The 14,121-nt window shown below is 70.9% G+C and carries 17 protein-coding genes; 12 read left to right on the top strand and 5 right to left on the bottom strand.

What is annotated here, in order from left to right:
* The first annotated feature begins 146 nt into the window (after window positions 1–146).
* The 9 genes from infA to truA all read left to right on the top strand — a co-directional run bounded on the left by infA (window position 147) and on the right by truA (window position 5,069).
* Complete coding sequence (gene infA / locus AB0M80_RS02420; RefSeq protein WP_004558881.1) at window positions 147–368, top strand: translation initiation factor IF-1; 222 nt, start codon at window positions 147–149, stop codon at window positions 366–368.
* A gap of 100 nt (window positions 369–468) precedes the next feature.
* Window positions 469–582 carry a 50S ribosomal protein L36 gene (gene rpmJ, locus AB0M80_RS02415; protein ID WP_004558882.1) on the top strand — a complete coding sequence of 38 codons (114 nt, stop codon included), beginning with the start codon at window positions 469–471 and terminating at the stop codon, window positions 580–582.
* Between the two features lie 205 nt (window positions 583–787).
* Window positions 788–1,168 (top strand): 30S ribosomal protein S13, encoded by a 381-nt coding sequence (gene rpsM, locus AB0M80_RS02410; protein ID WP_364557744.1) that lies wholly within the window; start codon window positions 788–790, stop codon window positions 1,166–1,168.
* Window positions 1,165–1,350, top strand: a complete 186-nt coding sequence (locus AB0M80_RS02405; protein WP_004558884.1) for a hypothetical protein — start codon at window positions 1,165–1,167, stop codon at window positions 1,348–1,350. The genes rpsM and AB0M80_RS02405 overlap by 4 nt, the downstream gene beginning before the upstream one ends.
* An 18-nt stretch (window positions 1,351–1,368) precedes the next feature.
* Window positions 1,369–1,776 (top strand): 30S ribosomal protein S11, encoded by a 408-nt coding sequence (gene rpsK / locus AB0M80_RS02400; RefSeq protein ID WP_020643222.1) that lies wholly within the window; start codon window positions 1,369–1,371, stop codon window positions 1,774–1,776.
* Between the two features lie 23 nt (window positions 1,777–1,799).
* The gene (rpsD, locus tag AB0M80_RS02395; RefSeq protein ID WP_329052440.1) at window positions 1,800–2,405 is read left to right on the top strand and encodes a 30S ribosomal protein S4; all 606 of its coding nucleotides are present in this window, start codon (window positions 1,800–1,802) and stop codon (window positions 2,403–2,405) included.
* Between the two features lie 93 nt (window positions 2,406–2,498).
* Window positions 2,499–3,569 carry a DNA-directed RNA polymerase subunit alpha gene (locus tag AB0M80_RS02390; RefSeq protein ID WP_360279801.1) on the top strand — a complete coding sequence of 357 codons (1,071 nt, stop codon included), beginning with the start codon at window positions 2,499–2,501 and terminating at the stop codon, window positions 3,567–3,569.
* A gap of 44 nt (window positions 3,570–3,613) precedes the next feature.
* Window positions 3,614–4,165 (top strand): 50S ribosomal protein L17, encoded by a 552-nt coding sequence (gene rplQ / locus AB0M80_RS02385; RefSeq protein WP_364557740.1) that lies wholly within the window; start codon window positions 3,614–3,616, stop codon window positions 4,163–4,165.
* A 73-nt stretch (window positions 4,166–4,238) separates the two neighbouring features.
* Window positions 4,239–5,069, top strand: a complete 831-nt coding sequence (gene truA, locus AB0M80_RS02380) for a tRNA pseudouridine(38-40) synthase TruA (RefSeq protein ID WP_364558557.1) — start codon at window positions 4,239–4,241, stop codon at window positions 5,067–5,069.
* A gap of 58 nt (window positions 5,070–5,127) precedes the next feature.
* On the opposite strand, the gene AB0M80_RS02375 is transcribed toward truA, so the two are convergent.
* From AB0M80_RS02375 to AB0M80_RS02365, 3 genes are read right to left on the bottom strand one after another with little or no spacing between them, the layout of a single operon-like run.
* Window positions 5,128–5,847, bottom strand: a complete 720-nt coding sequence (locus AB0M80_RS02375; protein WP_364557737.1) for a hypothetical protein — start codon at window positions 5,845–5,847, stop codon at window positions 5,128–5,130.
* Window positions 5,844–7,025, bottom strand: a complete 1,182-nt coding sequence (gene eccE, locus AB0M80_RS02370; protein ID WP_364557734.1) for a type VII secretion protein EccE — start codon at window positions 7,023–7,025, stop codon at window positions 5,844–5,846. Before eccE ends, AB0M80_RS02375 begins: the two co-directional genes overlap by 4 nt.
* Before the next feature lie 50 nt (window positions 7,026–7,075).
* The gene (locus AB0M80_RS02365; protein ID WP_364557731.1) at window positions 7,076–7,459 is read right to left on the bottom strand and encodes a hypothetical protein; all 384 of its coding nucleotides are present in this window, start codon (window positions 7,457–7,459) and stop codon (window positions 7,076–7,078) included.
* Between the two features lie 280 nt (window positions 7,460–7,739).
* On the opposite strand from AB0M80_RS02365, the gene eccB reads away from it, so the two are divergent.
* Genes eccB through AB0M80_RS02350 form a run of 3 tightly spaced genes read left to right on the top strand, consistent with a single transcriptional unit; the run spans window position 7,740 to window position 10,808 of the window.
* Window positions 7,740–9,377 (top strand): type VII secretion protein EccB, encoded by a 1,638-nt coding sequence (gene eccB, locus AB0M80_RS02360; RefSeq protein ID WP_364557728.1) that lies wholly within the window; start codon window positions 7,740–7,742, stop codon window positions 9,375–9,377.
* A 49-nt stretch (window positions 9,378–9,426) separates the two neighbouring features.
* Window positions 9,427–9,759 (top strand): hypothetical protein, encoded by a 333-nt coding sequence (locus AB0M80_RS02355; RefSeq protein ID WP_364557725.1) that lies wholly within the window; start codon window positions 9,427–9,429, stop codon window positions 9,757–9,759.
* Complete coding sequence (locus tag AB0M80_RS02350; protein WP_364557722.1) at window positions 9,756–10,808, top strand: WXG100 family type VII secretion target; 1,053 nt, start codon at window positions 9,756–9,758, stop codon at window positions 10,806–10,808. Before AB0M80_RS02355 ends, AB0M80_RS02350 begins: the two co-directional genes overlap by 4 nt.
* Before the next feature lie 77 nt (window positions 10,809–10,885).
* Here the strand turns inward: AB0M80_RS02350 and AB0M80_RS02345 are convergent, their stop codons facing one another.
* Both AB0M80_RS02345 and eccD read right to left on the bottom strand, forming a co-directional pair.
* Window positions 10,886–12,508: a S8 family serine peptidase gene (locus AB0M80_RS02345; RefSeq protein WP_364557719.1), complete on the bottom strand. Its 1,623-nt coding sequence runs from the start codon at window positions 12,506–12,508 to the stop codon at window positions 10,886–10,888.
* 20 nt (window positions 12,509–12,528) lie between these two features.
* Window positions 12,529–13,893: a type VII secretion integral membrane protein EccD gene (gene eccD, locus AB0M80_RS02340; RefSeq protein ID WP_364557716.1), complete on the bottom strand. Its 1,365-nt coding sequence runs from the start codon at window positions 13,891–13,893 to the stop codon at window positions 12,529–12,531.
* Between the last annotated feature and the right edge of the window lie 228 nt (window positions 13,894–14,121).

Below are 14,121 nucleotides of genomic sequence, written 5' to 3'. Positions count from 1 at the left end.
TCGCGCCCGGATCCTGCGCGCTCGTGAATTCACGGTACTGGGACTCGGGCACCAGTGTGTCGACGCACCGCCCAACTCAGCACTAGTGCTCTGGTTGGTCACAGAATGTAGCGACAGACAGTGTCGACAAAGGAAATGCGGAGGACATGGCGAAGAAAGACGGGGCCATCGAGGTCGAAGGCCGCGTAGTCGAGCCGCTCCCCAACGCGATGTTCCGCGTCGAGTTGGAGAACGGTCACAAGGTCCTGGCACACATCAGCGGCAAGATGCGGCAGCACTACATCCGCATCCTGCCCGAGGACAGGGTTGTCGTGGAGCTCTCGCCCTACGACCTCTCTCGTGGTCGCATCGTCTACCGCTACAAGTGATCACGAAGAGCAGCTCAGCGGAGGTTTCGGGGGTCCGGGTGGCGGAGCCCCCGGCCCGGGGCGAAGCCCCGGCTGTTACAGAAGCAGGAGAGCAGAAGACGTGAAGGTTCAGCCGAGCGTCAAGAAGATCTGCGACAAGTGCAAGGTGATCCGCCGTCACGGCCGGATCATGGTGATCTGCGAGAACCTGCGGCACAAGCAGCGGCAGGGCTGATCACCCGCACTCGACCAGAGCGGATTGACGGCTACACAACCTCCCCGCACCTGCCGGTCCACGCGAGTGGGCCGGTTCACCCCCGGGCTTCAGGCCGGGGCCGGGACACCCGAAGCGCAAGCCGAGGGCACGACAGGCGAGTCGGTCCCGGAACCGGACGGGGAGCAGACCTGAAGATGAAACCCATGAAGGAGCATCAACGCCAATGGCACGACTCGCTGGCGTAGACCTCCCCCGCGAAAAGCGGCTGGAGATCGCGCTTACCTATATCTACGGCATCGGCCGTACCCGCTCGAAGCAGCTCATCAAGGCTGCCGAGCTCAACGCGGACACCCGCGTCAAGGACGTCAGCGATGACGACCTCGCGAAGCTGCGTGTCTACATCGAAGAGAACTTCAAGGTCGAGGGTGACCTTCGCCGCGAGGTGAACGCCGACATCCGTCGGAAGATCGAGATCGGGTGCTACGAGGGCCTTCGGTGGCGCCGCGGACTTCCCGTCCGTGGTCAGCGCACGAAGACCAACGCCCGTACCCGCAAGGGTCCGAAGAAGACGGTCGCCGGCAAGAAGAAGGCTGGCAAGAAGTGAGCGTCCAGGGCAAGAAGGTCGTGCAGATGGGTGGCGTTCACCGCCGCGGCTCGGCTTGTGTCTCGCCCAAGGCGCTCTACGCCCGCCCGATGGCGCTCCGCAACCTGTACACCGACGCCGGGTCGATCATCCGGCGCGGACAGGCCGAAGCGGTCGCCGCTCACCAAGAGAACGCGCGCTAACAGGAGAACCCTCAAAACATGCCACCGAAGTCTCGTACTGCGGCCGGGGCCAAGAAGGTCCGCCGCAAGGAAAAGAAGAATGTCGCGCACGGTCACGCGCACATCAAGAGCACCTTCAACAACACCATCGTCTCGATCACGGACCCGACCGGTGCCGTGATCGCGTGGGCGTCGAGTGGGCACGTGGGCTTCAAGGGCTCGCGCAAGTCCACCCCGTTCGCCGCGCAGATGGCCGCCGAGAGCGCTGCCCGCAAGGCCGCCGAGCACGGCATGAAGAAGGTCGACGTCTTCGTGAAGGGCCCGGGTTCGGGCCGCGAGACGGCGATCCGCTCGCTGCAGGCGGCCGGCCTCGAGGTCGGCACCATCCAGGACGTGACCCCGCAGCCTCACAACGGCTGCCGCCCGCCCAAGCGGCGCCGGGTCTGAGGAACGGGGAGGAGTAAGAAGAAATGGCTCGTTACACCGGCCCCGCGACGCGTATTTCGCGTCGCCTCAAGGTTGACCTCATCGGCGGCGACCAGGCTTTCGAGCGTCGCCCCTACCCGCCGGGCCAGCACGGCCGCGGGCGCATCAAGGAGTCCGAGTACCTCCTGCAGTCGCAGGAGAAGCAGAAGGCTCGCTACACCTACGGCGTTCTCGAGCGTCAGTTCGTCCGGTACTACAAGGAAGCCGTCCGGCGTCCGGGCAAGACCGGTGAGAACCTGCTGCAGATCCTCGAGTCCCGCCTGGACAACGTGATCTACCGCGCCGGCATCGCCCGCACCCGCCGTCAGGCGCGTCAGCTGGTGAGCCACGGCCACTTCCTGGTCAACGGCGTCAAGGTCAACGTCCCGTCCTACCAGGTCTCGAAGTGGGACATCATCGACGTGCGACCGAAGTCGTTCTCGATGCTGCCCTTCGTCGTGGCGAAGGAGTCCTTCGGCGACCGCCCGATCCCGGCGTGGCTGCAGGTCGTCCAGTCCAACCTCCGCGTGCTGGTCCACCAGCTGCCGGAGCGTGCGCAGATCGACGTTCCGGTTCAGGAACAGCTGATCGTCGAGCTTTACTCGAAGTAATCGAGTTACGACGGCGGCGCCCTCCGGGCGCCGCCGCCGCGCCATCCCTTCGACGTCATATGGCGGGCGTCGTCTGGAAAGGAATTAGGAAGAATGCTGATTTCCCAGCGGCCGGCTCTCGGCGAAGAGACGGTCAACGAGACCCGTTCCCGGTTCACCATCGAACCGCTGGAGCCCGGCTTCGGCTACACGCTCGGCAACTCGCTGCGGCGCACGCTGCTGTCGTCCATCCCGGGCGCGGCCGTGACGAGCATCCGCATCGACGGCGTGCTGCACGAGTTCACCACCGTCCCGGGGGTGAAGGAAGACGTCACCGACGTCATCCTGAACCTCAAGGAGCTCGTGGTGTCCTCGGAAGAGGACGAGCCGGTCACCATGTACCTGCGCAAGCAGGGCCCCGGTGAGGTCACGGCGGCCGACATCGTGCCGCCGGCGGGTGTCACCGTGCACAACCAGGACCTGCACATCGCGTCGCTGAACGGCAAGGGCAAGCTCGAGATCGAGCTCGTCGTCGAGCGCGGCCGCGGGTACGTTCCGGCCCTGCAGAACAAGCAGGCGGGCGCGGAGATCGGCCGGATCCCGGTCGACTCGATCTACTCGCCGGTGCTCAAGGTGACCTACAAGGTCGAGGCCACCCGTGTCGAGCAGCGCACCGACTTCGACAAGCTGATCCTGGACGTCGAGACCAAGCCGTCGATCACGCCGCGCGACGCGGTCGCGTCGGCCGGCAAGACGCTGGTGGAGCTGTTCGGTCTCGCCCGCGAGCTGAACGTCGACGCCGAGGGCATCGAGATCGGCCCGTCGCCGCAGGAGGCGGACACCATCGCCGCCTACGCGATGCCGATCGAGGACCTGGACCTCACCGTCCGGTCGTACAACTGCCTCAAGCGCGAGGGCATCCACACGGTGGGCGAGCTCGTCTCGCGCAGCGAGGCGGACCTGCTCGACATCCGCAACTTCGGCGCCAAGTCGATCGACGAGGTCAAGCTCAAGCTCGTCGGCCTCGGCCTCGCGCTGAAGGACAGCCCGCCCGGGTTCGACCCGACCGCGGCGGCCGCCAGCTACGACGGTGAAGGCTGGTCGGAGGGTGTCGGTGGCATCGCCGACGGGATTTCGGACGGCCACGACGATGGCCAGGACTACGCAGAGACCGAGCAGCTCTAGGGCTCTGTGCCTGGACGCTGCGAGCTGAACTAGTAGGAGAACCAATGCCCACCCCTACCAAGGGAGCCCGGCTCGGCGGGTCCTCCGCGCACGAGCGGCTGATCCTGGCCAACTTGGCCACGCAGCTGTTCGAGCACGGCAAGATCACGACGACCGAGGCGAAGGCCCGCCGGGTCCGCCCGCTGGCCGAGAAGCTGATCACGAAGGCGAAGCGGGGCGACCTGCACAACCGTCGTCAGGTTCAGCGCGTCGTCCGTGACAAGGACGTCGTCCACAAGCTGTTCGCGGAGATCGGTCCGCACTTCGCGGAGCGCGCGGGCGGTTACACCCGGATCACCAAGACGATGCCGCGCAAGGGCGACAACGCCGCCATGGCCGTCATCGAGCTGGTGGCCGAGAAGACCGTGACGTCCGAAGCCGAGCGGGCTCGCAAGACGAAGTTCGCCAAGGACGAGAAGGCCGCCGCTCCGGTTGCCGAGGAGACCACCACCGAGGCTCCGGCCGAGGAGGCTCCCGCTGCCGAGGAGGCCAAGGCCGAGGAGACCACCGAGGCTCCCGCTTCGGAGGAGACCGACGCCGACGCCAAGAAGGACTGACGTCCTGACGGCCGATTCGACACCGGACGAGCCCGCCACTCCCCACGGGGAGGGCGGGTTCGTTCGTCTGCGCCTGGACGTCTCCTACGACGGCACGGACTTCTCGGGCTGGGCCCGGCAGCCGGGCCGCCGGACGGTCCAGGGCGTCCTGGAGGAGGCCCTGCAGCGGCAGCCACCGGGGGCCGCGGTGCCGAAGTCCGTCGTCGTGGCGGGCCGCACGGACGCCGGGGTGCACGCGACCGGCCAGGTGGTGCACGTCGACGTCGTCCCGCTCCCGCCTGCCGCCGAGGGCCGGATCCCGGTCTCCGCGGAGGGCATTCCGGACCTGACCCGGATGACGGGCCGCTGGAACCGCCTCCTACCGGGCGATGTGCGCGTGCTGGGTGCCCGGGCGGCCCCCGAGGGTTTCGACGCGCGGTTCTCGGCGATCCGCCGTCACTACCGCTACCGGGTGTCGGACGCCCCGTGGGGCGTGGACCCGCTGCGCCGCCACGACACACTGGCGTGGAACCGTCCACTGTCGACGGACGCGATGAACGCGGCGGCGGCGGAACTGCTGGGCCTGCACGACTTCGCCGCCTACTGCAAGCAGCGCGACACGGGCACGACGATCCGTGAGCTGCAGCGGCTGGAGTGGCAGCGGGTGGACGAGCACCTGCTGGAGGTCCGGGTCTCGGCGGACGCGTTCTGCCATTCGATGGTCCGCAGCCTGGTGGGGGTGCTGCTGTTGGTCGGCGACGGCCGCCGTACCGACGCGTGGCCGTCGAAGGTGCTGGAGAGCGGCATCCGCGACAGCGCGGTCGCCCCGGCGCACGGCTTGACGCTCCTGGGCGTGGACTACCCCCCGGTCGAGGAACTCGCGGCGCGGGCCGAACAGACCCGCAACGTCCGCACTGCGCCCTGACCGAAAGCGGGTGGCTCCCCGAGGGGAACCACCCGCTTTCCGGCTTTCGGAGCCGACGTCAGTCGCCGCGGCGGACCGGGCCGAGGAGCTGCTGCTCCTTGCCCGTGGTCACCAGGCGGAGGGGACGCCAGAGGTTGCGGCCCAGAGCCACCACCTGGTCGTCCTTCAACGTCGTCAGCTGGCGCATCATCTGCGGCGGCAGGCGCCAGATGCGGGCGGCCAGTTCGGCCTGACCCGCCGGGAGGCGCTGCATCAGCACCAGGTCCGCCGCGTTGGCCGTCGCGCCCGCCTGCGGGTGCAGGTACGGGAGCACGTAGATCGTCGTCTGCCAGGGCGAGCGGGGCGGGAACAGGTCCTGCGGCGTCGGGCCGCCGTCGGTCACCACGAGCAGCGGCGCGTCCTCCGACGGCCGGGGCAGCTCGACCGGCGACAGCCGGCGGATCTGCACCAGCGGCGACGGCCGCCCGTCGCGGCTGCCGGCCGCCCGGGAGAGCACCTGCCACTCGGTCGGGCGCCCGGTCGCGACCACGACCCACGCGCCGACCGCCATCGCGCGCATGGCCACCTGGCGGGCCAGGTACAGCCCGCCCACCAGCACGATCCGGGTGGGCGTCGAGCGCAGCGCCGAGATCGTCAGCGGCTCGCCCTTCAGGCCCGAGCCCAGCACGATGCCGCCGCGGTCACCCGAGGGGCTGATGGCGTCGAGCATCGCGGCATCCACCGTGAACTCGGGCGCCACGCCGCTGTTCTGCCCGGCGTCACGGACGCGGGAAGTCATGCTGTGCCTCCGATCGGCAACGTCGCGGCGAACGCGGAGACCTGCAGCCCGCGCAGCGGGGTCAGGTCCACCCCCAGCCGCTCGGACAACCCGTGCAGCCGCTGGTCGGCGGCGTCGAGCTCACGCGGGTTCCGCGCGCTCAGCCGGACCACGCCGCGCAGCCCGATCTTGCCCTCGTCGGACGCGGGGGAGATCGACATCGCGAGCGTCGCCGACAGCGCGCGGACGCTCGTCAGCGCGTTCAGGCTGCCGGTGATCTTGCCCTTCGGCCAGCCGGTGATGGCGTAGCTCGCGTGCCCGATCCCGGCCGCCGTCACGCCGGACCAGCGTTCCTGCAACGTCACCTTGCTGGGCGAACCGGCGACGGAAGTCAGTTCCGCGGCCGAAATGCTCGCCCGCAGCAGCTCGTCGGGGTCGAGCGGCCGCGTCGGCACGCCCTGGGACTCCAGCGCGTTGCGCACCCGCGACAGGGCGCCGATCAGCGCGCGGTGGGCGCCGACGACGCCGCCGCCGCGCTCCCGGATCGCCGCCGGGCACCGCTTCGGGTCGAGCCGGATCGCCACCCACGTCGTCCGCCGCGCGGCCGCGGGCAGCGGCCCCAGCACCTCCATGTAGGAGCTCAGCGCCGGCGAGTCCGACGGCAGCGCCGCGCTGCCCGGGTAGCAGTGCCAGATCATCTGGATCGAGTCGAGGACCACACCGCGGTCCTCGAGGCAGGGCGCCAGGGCCGACAGCGGCAGGCTCGGCGCCCCGTCGGCCTGGGTGATCAACGCCGGCGCCGGCTCGACGAGCAGCACCGCCGTCCACGTGCCGTCGTTCCAGGCGAGCCCGACCTGCTGGCGCTCGTGGTCGACGCCGTGCGCGACGACGAGGTCCGGCACCGCGATGCGCAGCAGGTTCACCCGGGCGTCGTCGGGGCCGGTCACCGTGGTCTCTTCGGCGGCCATGGCCTCGACGGTGCTCGGCGGCAGCGGGTCCGCGACCCGGTCGTGCGAGCGGAAGGTGTAGCGCAGCGTCAGGCCGACCCACTGGGTGAACCAGCGGCCGCGCCAGCGCAGCAGCGCGACGATGAGGGCGAAGGCGAGGATGCCGATCGCGACGTACTTCAGCGACATGTCGATCGCGAGCAGCACGAGCCCGATCGCGAGGCCGACTTCGAGGACGACGAGGTTCGCCACGGGCAGCGGGCCGAGGGTGACGCCGGAGGACCGGCGCCGCGCCGGCGGGGCTACCCGAGCCGGGCCGGACGGGGGAGTGGCGGGACCGCTGTCGTCGGGCCCCTGGGGACCGCCGGGGCCGCCGCCGGGACCGCCCGGACCACCGGGGCCACCGCCTCCGGGGCCGCCAGGACCACCTGGGCCGCCGCCACCGGGACCGCCAGGGCCACCGGGACCGCCGCCACCGGGACCGCCGCCTCCGGGACCGCCAGGGCCACCGGGACCGCCGCCACCGGGGCCGCCCGGACCGCCGGGACGCCCACCGGGACCAGGTCCGCCGGGAACGGGGCCACCGGGACCACGCGGAGGCATGCCAGGGCCGCCGGGAACGCCAGGACCACCACCGGGTCCACCGGGCACCCCACCGGGGCCGCCAGGGGCACCGGGAACGCCACCAGGACCGCCCGGAGCTCCTCCCGGACCGCCGGGTCTGCCCGGCCGCGGCGGCGGGCCCGGCTGGCGACCGGGTGGCGGGGGCCCCGGCGGGCCAGGCGGACGTGGAGGAGTGGTGACGGACATCCGCGCTTTCTCTTCCCCTCGTGCTTGCTGCGTACCCGGAAGCCGGGTCCCGGGGTGCTCGACCCTAGCTTGAGTTGGTAGAAACCCCACACCAGACGGTCCCCGTACGGCTATCCTGCGGAACCGTACCGCGACGGGGAGAGCTGTAGGTCGAGAATGCCATCAACACCCACGACTAAGTCTCAGGTCCAGGCGTATCAGTTCGTCCTCCGGCGGATGCAGTCGGCGCTGGTCCGGCGGGACGCCGTGATGCTGCACGACCCGATGCGCACCCACACGCGGGCCACGATCGTGGGGGTCGTGCTGGGGGTGCTGGGCATGATCGTGTTCGTCGTCTGGGGGCTGCTCAGCCCGGCGCCGTCCGTGCCCGAAGCCGGGAACATCGTGATCGGCGAGCAGTCCGGCACCGTCTATGTGGTGGCGGGCAACCCGAAGAAGCTCATCCCGACGTTCAACCTCGCGTCGGCGCGGCTGCTGCTGCTGGCCCAGCAGAAGCAGCCGGCCGCCGGTGCCGGCGGTGCGACCGCGGCGCCCGCTCCCGCGCCGGCGAGCGCGGCGAGTGTGAAGAATCCCACGGTCGTTTCCGACGAGCAGCTGAAGAACATTCCGCGCGACAAACTCACCGGAATTCCGGACGGTCCGCAGCTGATCCCGGTGGATTCCCAGCGCATTTCCCCCAATTGGTCGGTCTGCGACCAGGTTCAGCTCGAACCGTCGCTGCCGAACCCCGACACGGGCCGGACCAACACCTACGTTTTCGGCGGGATCGCGCCGGGTGGCCTCGGCACCGAGCTGGGTGAGAACGAGGCGTTGCTGGCGAAGGCCGACAACGGGAAGACGTACCTGGTCTACCGGCTGCCGAGCTCCCGGAACCGCCCGAACGCGAACACCGTGCGCGCCGAGATCGACGTCGACAACCCGAACGACGCCGTCCGGACGGCGCTGCAGCTGCCGCCGACGCCGCGGAAGATCACGCAGGGGCTGCTGAACGCGATCCCCGAGGTCGCGAAGCTCAGCCCCCCGAAGATCCAGAGCGGCCCGGCCCCGGCGGACTTCGACGGCCTGACCGCGGGCGACGTCTTCGCCACGCAGCAGGCCGGCGAGACGACGCTGAACTACTGGGCGATCACCAAGACCGGCATCCAGCGGGTGTCCAACGCGGTGGCCGACATCATCCGCGTGGCGAAGAACGGCAGCTCCGGCAAGATCCAGACGCTGGGCCTCGACAAGCTCGCCGGGGTGCACACGCTGCAGCCCACCGACCCCGACTACATCCCGGTCGACGACTTCCCGCGCTCGGTGCCCACGGTCCTCGACGCGACGAAGAACTCGTCGGTCGCGTGCCTGGGCTGGTCGCTGGTCGGCTCCGGCTCCGACCAGGACGCGCACACCTCGGTCTACGTCGACACGCAGCTGCCCGGGCAGAAGAGCACCGGGGACAAGTTCACCCCGATGACGGTGACCACGCCGGGCCCGAACCGGGTGCCGATCAACGGCTTCTACCTCAAGCCCGGGTTCGCCGCGGTCGTCCAGTCCGCCACCGGCAAGGCCAGCTTCGGCAAGGGTCAGATCCAGCTGATCTCCGACCGGGGCGTCCGCTACAGCGTCCCGGACGCGCAGACCGCGGACGCGATCGGCCTGAACAACCGGCAGCCGGCGCCCGAGTCGATCATCGGGCTGCTGCCGACCGGGGCGTCGCTGAACACCCAGGACGTGCTGCGGCAGTTCGACTCGGTGCCGATCGACCCGAACGCCGGCGCGTACCCGACCCCGAGCCAGCAGCCCGGGAACTGAGCGGAACCGCCGGCCCGCGGCAGGCGTCCCACGCCCGAAGGTCTTTCTCGTGAGCGGAGGTGCCGTGGCCGGCTTGAGGATGGACGGCGTCGTCGTCGCCCGGTACGCCGTGACGGCCGAGGCCGCCGCGGACGACCTGGACGCGGCGGCGGCCGAGGTCGGTGGCGACGTCACCGCGGAGTCCTACGGGGCGTTGGGGGCGCAGATCGGCCTGGGTGCGTCCTACGGCCGCGCCACTGGCGCGTTGCGGCGGCAGCTGGCCGACGGGGCCGAGGCGCTGCGCTCGGCCGCGGAGGCGCTGCGGCAGGTGACCGTCCGGCACAGCGGGCAGGACGCGGAAGCCGCGGAACTGATCCAGCGGGCCGGGAGGCTCGACGGATGATGGCCGAAAGCTCGACCGAGTCCATCCCGCACCCGCTGGCGGCTCCGGTGCCCGTGCCCGGCGGCGACGGCATCACGGCGGCGGCCGAGCCGTACCTGGCCTACCTCACGGACCTCGCGCGGCAGCTCGGCGTGCTCGACCCCGTCGAGACGTACTTCCGCCCGCTGCTCGGCCGCTGGGCCGACCTCGGCGCCGAGGCGGACAGCCTCCGCCGGGCCGCCTCGGTCGCGGCCGGGGTTTCGGCGCACCTGGACGACCAGCTCGGCCGGCTCGACGCGGGCTGGGAGGGCCGCGACGCGGACTCGTTCGTCGCGTACATCCGGGAGATCGGTGCCGCGGGCGGCGACCTCCGTGAGGCGCTCGACACCCTCGCCGGCGCGCTGGACGAGCTGGTGACCACGCTTCGCCAGGTGGTCGTCGACCTCGTCGAGGTGCTGGTGGACGCGGCGGAGCTGACGTCGGAGACGATGCTGCTCCCGAGCGGCGGCACCAAGCGGGCCCGGGCGCAGCTGCAGGAGACGCAGGACTCGGCGAAGGCGCTGTACGAAACGGCGCGCGACGTCATGGAGGCGTTCGACCGGCTGTGCAACGGCGTCGACGACCCCGACGCGGCTTCCCGCACCATCGAGATCCGGCACCGGTACCCGCAGGACCGCTTCAAGCTGCACGACGACGCCCTGAACGACGCGAACGAGCAGGCCACCACGGCCACCACGGCCGCGGCTTCGGCCGACGAGGTCATGACGCCGTCGGCGGCGGCCGACCCGGCGGAGGGACGCCACACGGGCGCCGCGACCCCGGACCACGGCCAGCCCGCCGACGCGCAGCCGGCCCCGCCCGCGGAGCAGAACCACAGCAGCACGTCGGGCGGAGTCCCGATGATGCCGATGATGGGCTTCGGCGCGTTCGGCTCCGGCGGCCAGGCCCGCCGCCCCTCGAAGACGCGCCCGGTCACGAAATCCTCGGACCTCTTGGGCGAGCCCGGCTTGGTGGCACCACCGGTGATCGGCGCGGACGAGAACCCGCCGCCGGACAAGAAAAAGCCGTGAATGCCACCTTGAGGGACTCGAGGTGGCATTCACGGCTTTGGTGGGTCAGCGGCGGCAGGCGTCCGGCGCGGCGCGGGTCAGCGGCGGGGGGTGTCGGACTCGGCCGGGCGGTTGCGGCGGATCGTGTGCATGACGAACAACGTGATCAGCAGCGCCACCACGCCGCCCGCCGTGCCGGCCAACGCCACGACGACCGGCGTCGAGCTGTGGTCGTTCGCCGGGGGTAGCTGGGCCATTTGCGGGGCGGGCGCCGATGCCTGGTTCCCGACCTCCGACGGCAGGACCTGCGTCAGCGCCGCCACCGGGTCGATGACCCCGTAGCCGACGAAGTTGTCGCGGCCGCCCGGGGCCGCCGGGTGCTGGGCCGTCTCCTTGATCCGGTTGATGATGCCCTTGGCGTCGAGCTGCGGGTACTTCGCCTTGACCAGCGCCGCCAGGCCCGCGACGTACGGCGCCGCGAAGCTCGTGCCCTGGATTTCGCTGGCCTTGTCACCGTTCTCGAACGTCAGGTTCGCCAGGCTGCTGGACCCTTCGGCGGGGTCGAGCGAGATGATCTTCGTGCCGGGTGCCGCGACGCCGACCCACGGGCCGTGCACGCTGAACGGCGCCACGCTGCCGAACTCGTCGATCGCCCCGACCGACAGCACGTCGTCGGCGAACCACGGGGGCGTGACGATCGTCTTCGGCTTCCGCGCGTCCGGCTGGTCGTTCTGCGGGCACGTGTCCGTCGCGTTGCCGGCGGCGGCGACGATCACGATGCCGGCCTGCGCCGCGAAGCGCACGGCCGCCTGGACCTGCTGCTCGCCCTCGGTGATCGACCCGGTGGCCGGGCGGCAGTTGTCGACCGACATGTTGATGACGTCGGCCTCGTGCCGGTCGGCGATGCCGCGGATGATCTCGGCCAGCGTCTTCAGCGTGCCCGCCGTGCCGGCCTTCTCCAGCTGACGCCCGCCGTTGGACTGCCCGGGAGACGTCTCGTCGCCCTCCGCGCTCCCGCCGCCACCGCTCGGCGGCAGTTCCGTGTTGGTCCCGGACGGCGGGTTCGTGCTCGACGACGGCGCGCCCCCGCCGGCGCTGCTCGCCGGCGGCGTCGCGGTCGAAGTGTCGGGCTCGTAGTTCTCGCTCAGCTGGCGGTAGGACACGATCGTCGCGTCCGGGGCGACGCCGACGAACCCGACTTCGGGGTTGTCCGGCTTCGCCCCGATGATCCCGGCGACTTCGGTGCCGTGACCGTCGCAGTCCTCGAGCCCGTCGGGCTGGTTCTTCGTCGGCTTCGCGACGTAGTCGCCGCCGGGCTTGATCCGGTCCTGGAACCACGGGTGCCGCGTCACGCCGGTGTCGATCACCGCGACCCGGACACCCCCGCCGGCACTGCCCGTGGCCGCCTTGACGATTTCCTGCGCCTTGGAGATCTGCAGGTACTCCTGGCCCCACGGCCGGTTCTTGATCTCGATGTTCTGGCCGAGGGTGCTGCGCTGCACGCAGCCCTTCGTCTGCTTGTACTTCTTGTCGGGCTGGCGCGAGTCCTGGACCAGCTTGCCCATGTCGACCGGCGGTGGAGCCGCGAAGTAGCCGTCGTTCGGTGCCGCCTGCGCCCACGCCGGCACCGCGAGCGTCAGCGGCGACAGGAGGCCGAGCGTGCCGGCCAGCAGAGTCGTCGTGGTCCGTCGCGTGGCGCCGGGACGCCGTGCTGCTGCCATCGGAGATTCACCCGATCCAGTCAGTTGAAGTTCAGGTGCCGCAGGGTGGTGTAGAGGTCCATCACACCGAGGGCGAGGGGCAGCACGGACGCGATGCAGATCGCTTCGATGATCTCCACCGTGCGCCGCAGCGGCGGCGAGAACCGCTGGTTCGGGAAGATCACGCCGACCACGAGCGCGCCCGCGGCGAGCAGGATCAGCAGGCCGAAGACGTAGAGCAGGCGGTTCTGGGCGCTCGCCGAGACCAGCCAGCCGATGGCGATCCCGGTGGCCGAGACCAGGCCCGTGGTGAGCAGGGCGATCGCCTGGCTGCCGTTGGCGTACGCGCGGGCGCGCAGCAGCAGGACGAGCGTCGCGACGACGCCGAGGATGATCCCGAACGCCCCGGGCGCGCTCGCGGCGATGATCGCCGAGATCGCCACCGTGGCGCCGCAGCCGACCATCAGGCCGGTCATGTAGTTGTGCGCGATCGCCGTGCGGCGCTCGATCGCCCGGTAGTCGGGGAAGCCCGAGTCTTCCTTGAGCTCCTCCGCGCTGCCCGGGACGTGCGGCAGCGGCAGTTTCGCGAGCCAGATCGTGGCGCGCGGCAGGATCGAGATGCAGGCGAGGGCGACGGCGACCGTGCCGGCCGCGATGCCGGCCGCCGGGTGCGCGACGAGCGTGCCGAACAGGAAGGCCAGCCCGCCGAAGGTGCCCGCCGTGGCCGCCGCGATGAACGTCGTGATGCCGGCGCCGATGACCATGATGCAGACCGAGGCGACGATGATCACCAGGACCGCGCCGAGCAGCAGGTTCGCCCGCAGGGAGAGCCCGGGCACGATGTAGAAGCCGCTGACGAACGCCAGCGGCAGCCCGCCCGCCGCGGCGATCAGCACGCCGGTCGGCTCCGCCTGGTACGCCTTGGCGAGCGTCGCGCCGATCGCGACGCACGCGATCGCGCCGATGCCGCCGGCGATGGCCGCGCCCAGCGCGCTGCCGCCGTAGAGCGAGCCGCTCATGAACAGCGCCACGGCCGCGGTGAACAGCGCCAGCCCGCCCGCGACGTGCCCGAAGCGGTTCGCCGTCTCCTTGGTCCACGGGCGGAAGCTGTCGGGGGACGACTCCGCGATCGCGTCGACGACGTCGTCGTACAGCGGCGGCGGCGGGTTCTCGTTGCGCTTGCGCAGCTGGAGCAGTTCGCCGTCGACCACGCCGAGAGAAGCCAGCGTGCGGCTCGGGTCGAGCGGCGCGTCCCCGAGCTTCGCCAGCGCCCAGCCGCCGTGGCGGGCACCGCCGTCCGGCGACGTTTCCTTGGCCATGTCCAGCAGCATCGGCAGCAGATCGGCCACCGCGACGTCGGCGGGCAGCGCCACGTCGATCCGGGTGGACGGCGCGACGACCGTCACCCTGCTGAAAACTGTCGTGCCCGTAGCCACTGCACTGCCCCCGCTCGGTCGATGCTGCTCCCGGGGAACTTATACCGAACCCCGGTGCGGGCATCATCGAACGTCCGAAATTCACCACCGGCCGCAGCTCACGGCCGGTACGGCCCGATTACTGTCGGTGCCCCGCCGTACACTCGTCAGGCGAGGTCAGGACGGGCTCACGAGGGCGTTACGGCATCCGCCGGAATT

It is taken from the genome of Amycolatopsis sp. NPDC051045 (assembly GCF_040682955.1).
Classification (GTDB): domain Bacteria; phylum Actinomycetota; class Actinomycetes; order Mycobacteriales; family Pseudonocardiaceae; genus Amycolatopsis.
Note: the sequence above shows the minus strand (reverse complement) of the source record. Positions and strands in the feature narration are given on the sequence as shown.

Bases quoted from the DNA above. Each gene is read 5' to 3' on its own strand.
- infA (WP_004558881.1), top strand. From the start codon at position 147: ATGGCGAAGAAAGACGGGGCCATCGAGGTCGAAGGCCGCGTAGTCGAG.
- rpsK (WP_020643222.1), top strand. From the start codon at position 1,369: ATGCCACCGAAGTCTCGTACTGCGGCCGGGGCCAAGAAGGTCCGCCGC.
- rpsD (WP_329052440.1), top strand. From the start codon at position 1,800: ATGGCTCGTTACACCGGCCCCGCGACGCGTATTTCGCGTCGCCTCAAG.
- AB0M80_RS02375 (WP_364557737.1), bottom strand. From the start codon at position 5,847: ATGACTTCCCGCGTCCGTGACGCCGGGCAGAACAGCGGCGTGGCGCCC.
- AB0M80_RS02345 (WP_364557719.1), bottom strand. From the start codon at position 12,508: ATGGCAGCAGCACGGCGTCCCGGCGCCACGCGACGGACCACGACGACT.
- rpsM (WP_364557744.1), top strand. From the start codon at position 788: ATGGCACGACTCGCTGGCGTAGACCTCCCCCGCGAAAAGCGGCTGGAG.
- AB0M80_RS02350 (WP_364557722.1), top strand. From the start codon at position 9,756: ATGATGGCCGAAAGCTCGACCGAGTCCATCCCGCACCCGCTGGCGGCT.
- eccB (WP_364557728.1), top strand. From the start codon at position 7,740: ATGCCATCAACACCCACGACTAAGTCTCAGGTCCAGGCGTATCAGTTC.
- rplQ (WP_364557740.1), top strand. From the start codon at position 3,614: ATGCCCACCCCTACCAAGGGAGCCCGGCTCGGCGGGTCCTCCGCGCAC.
- AB0M80_RS02390 (WP_360279801.1), top strand. From the start codon at position 2,499: ATGCTGATTTCCCAGCGGCCGGCTCTCGGCGAAGAGACGGTCAACGAG.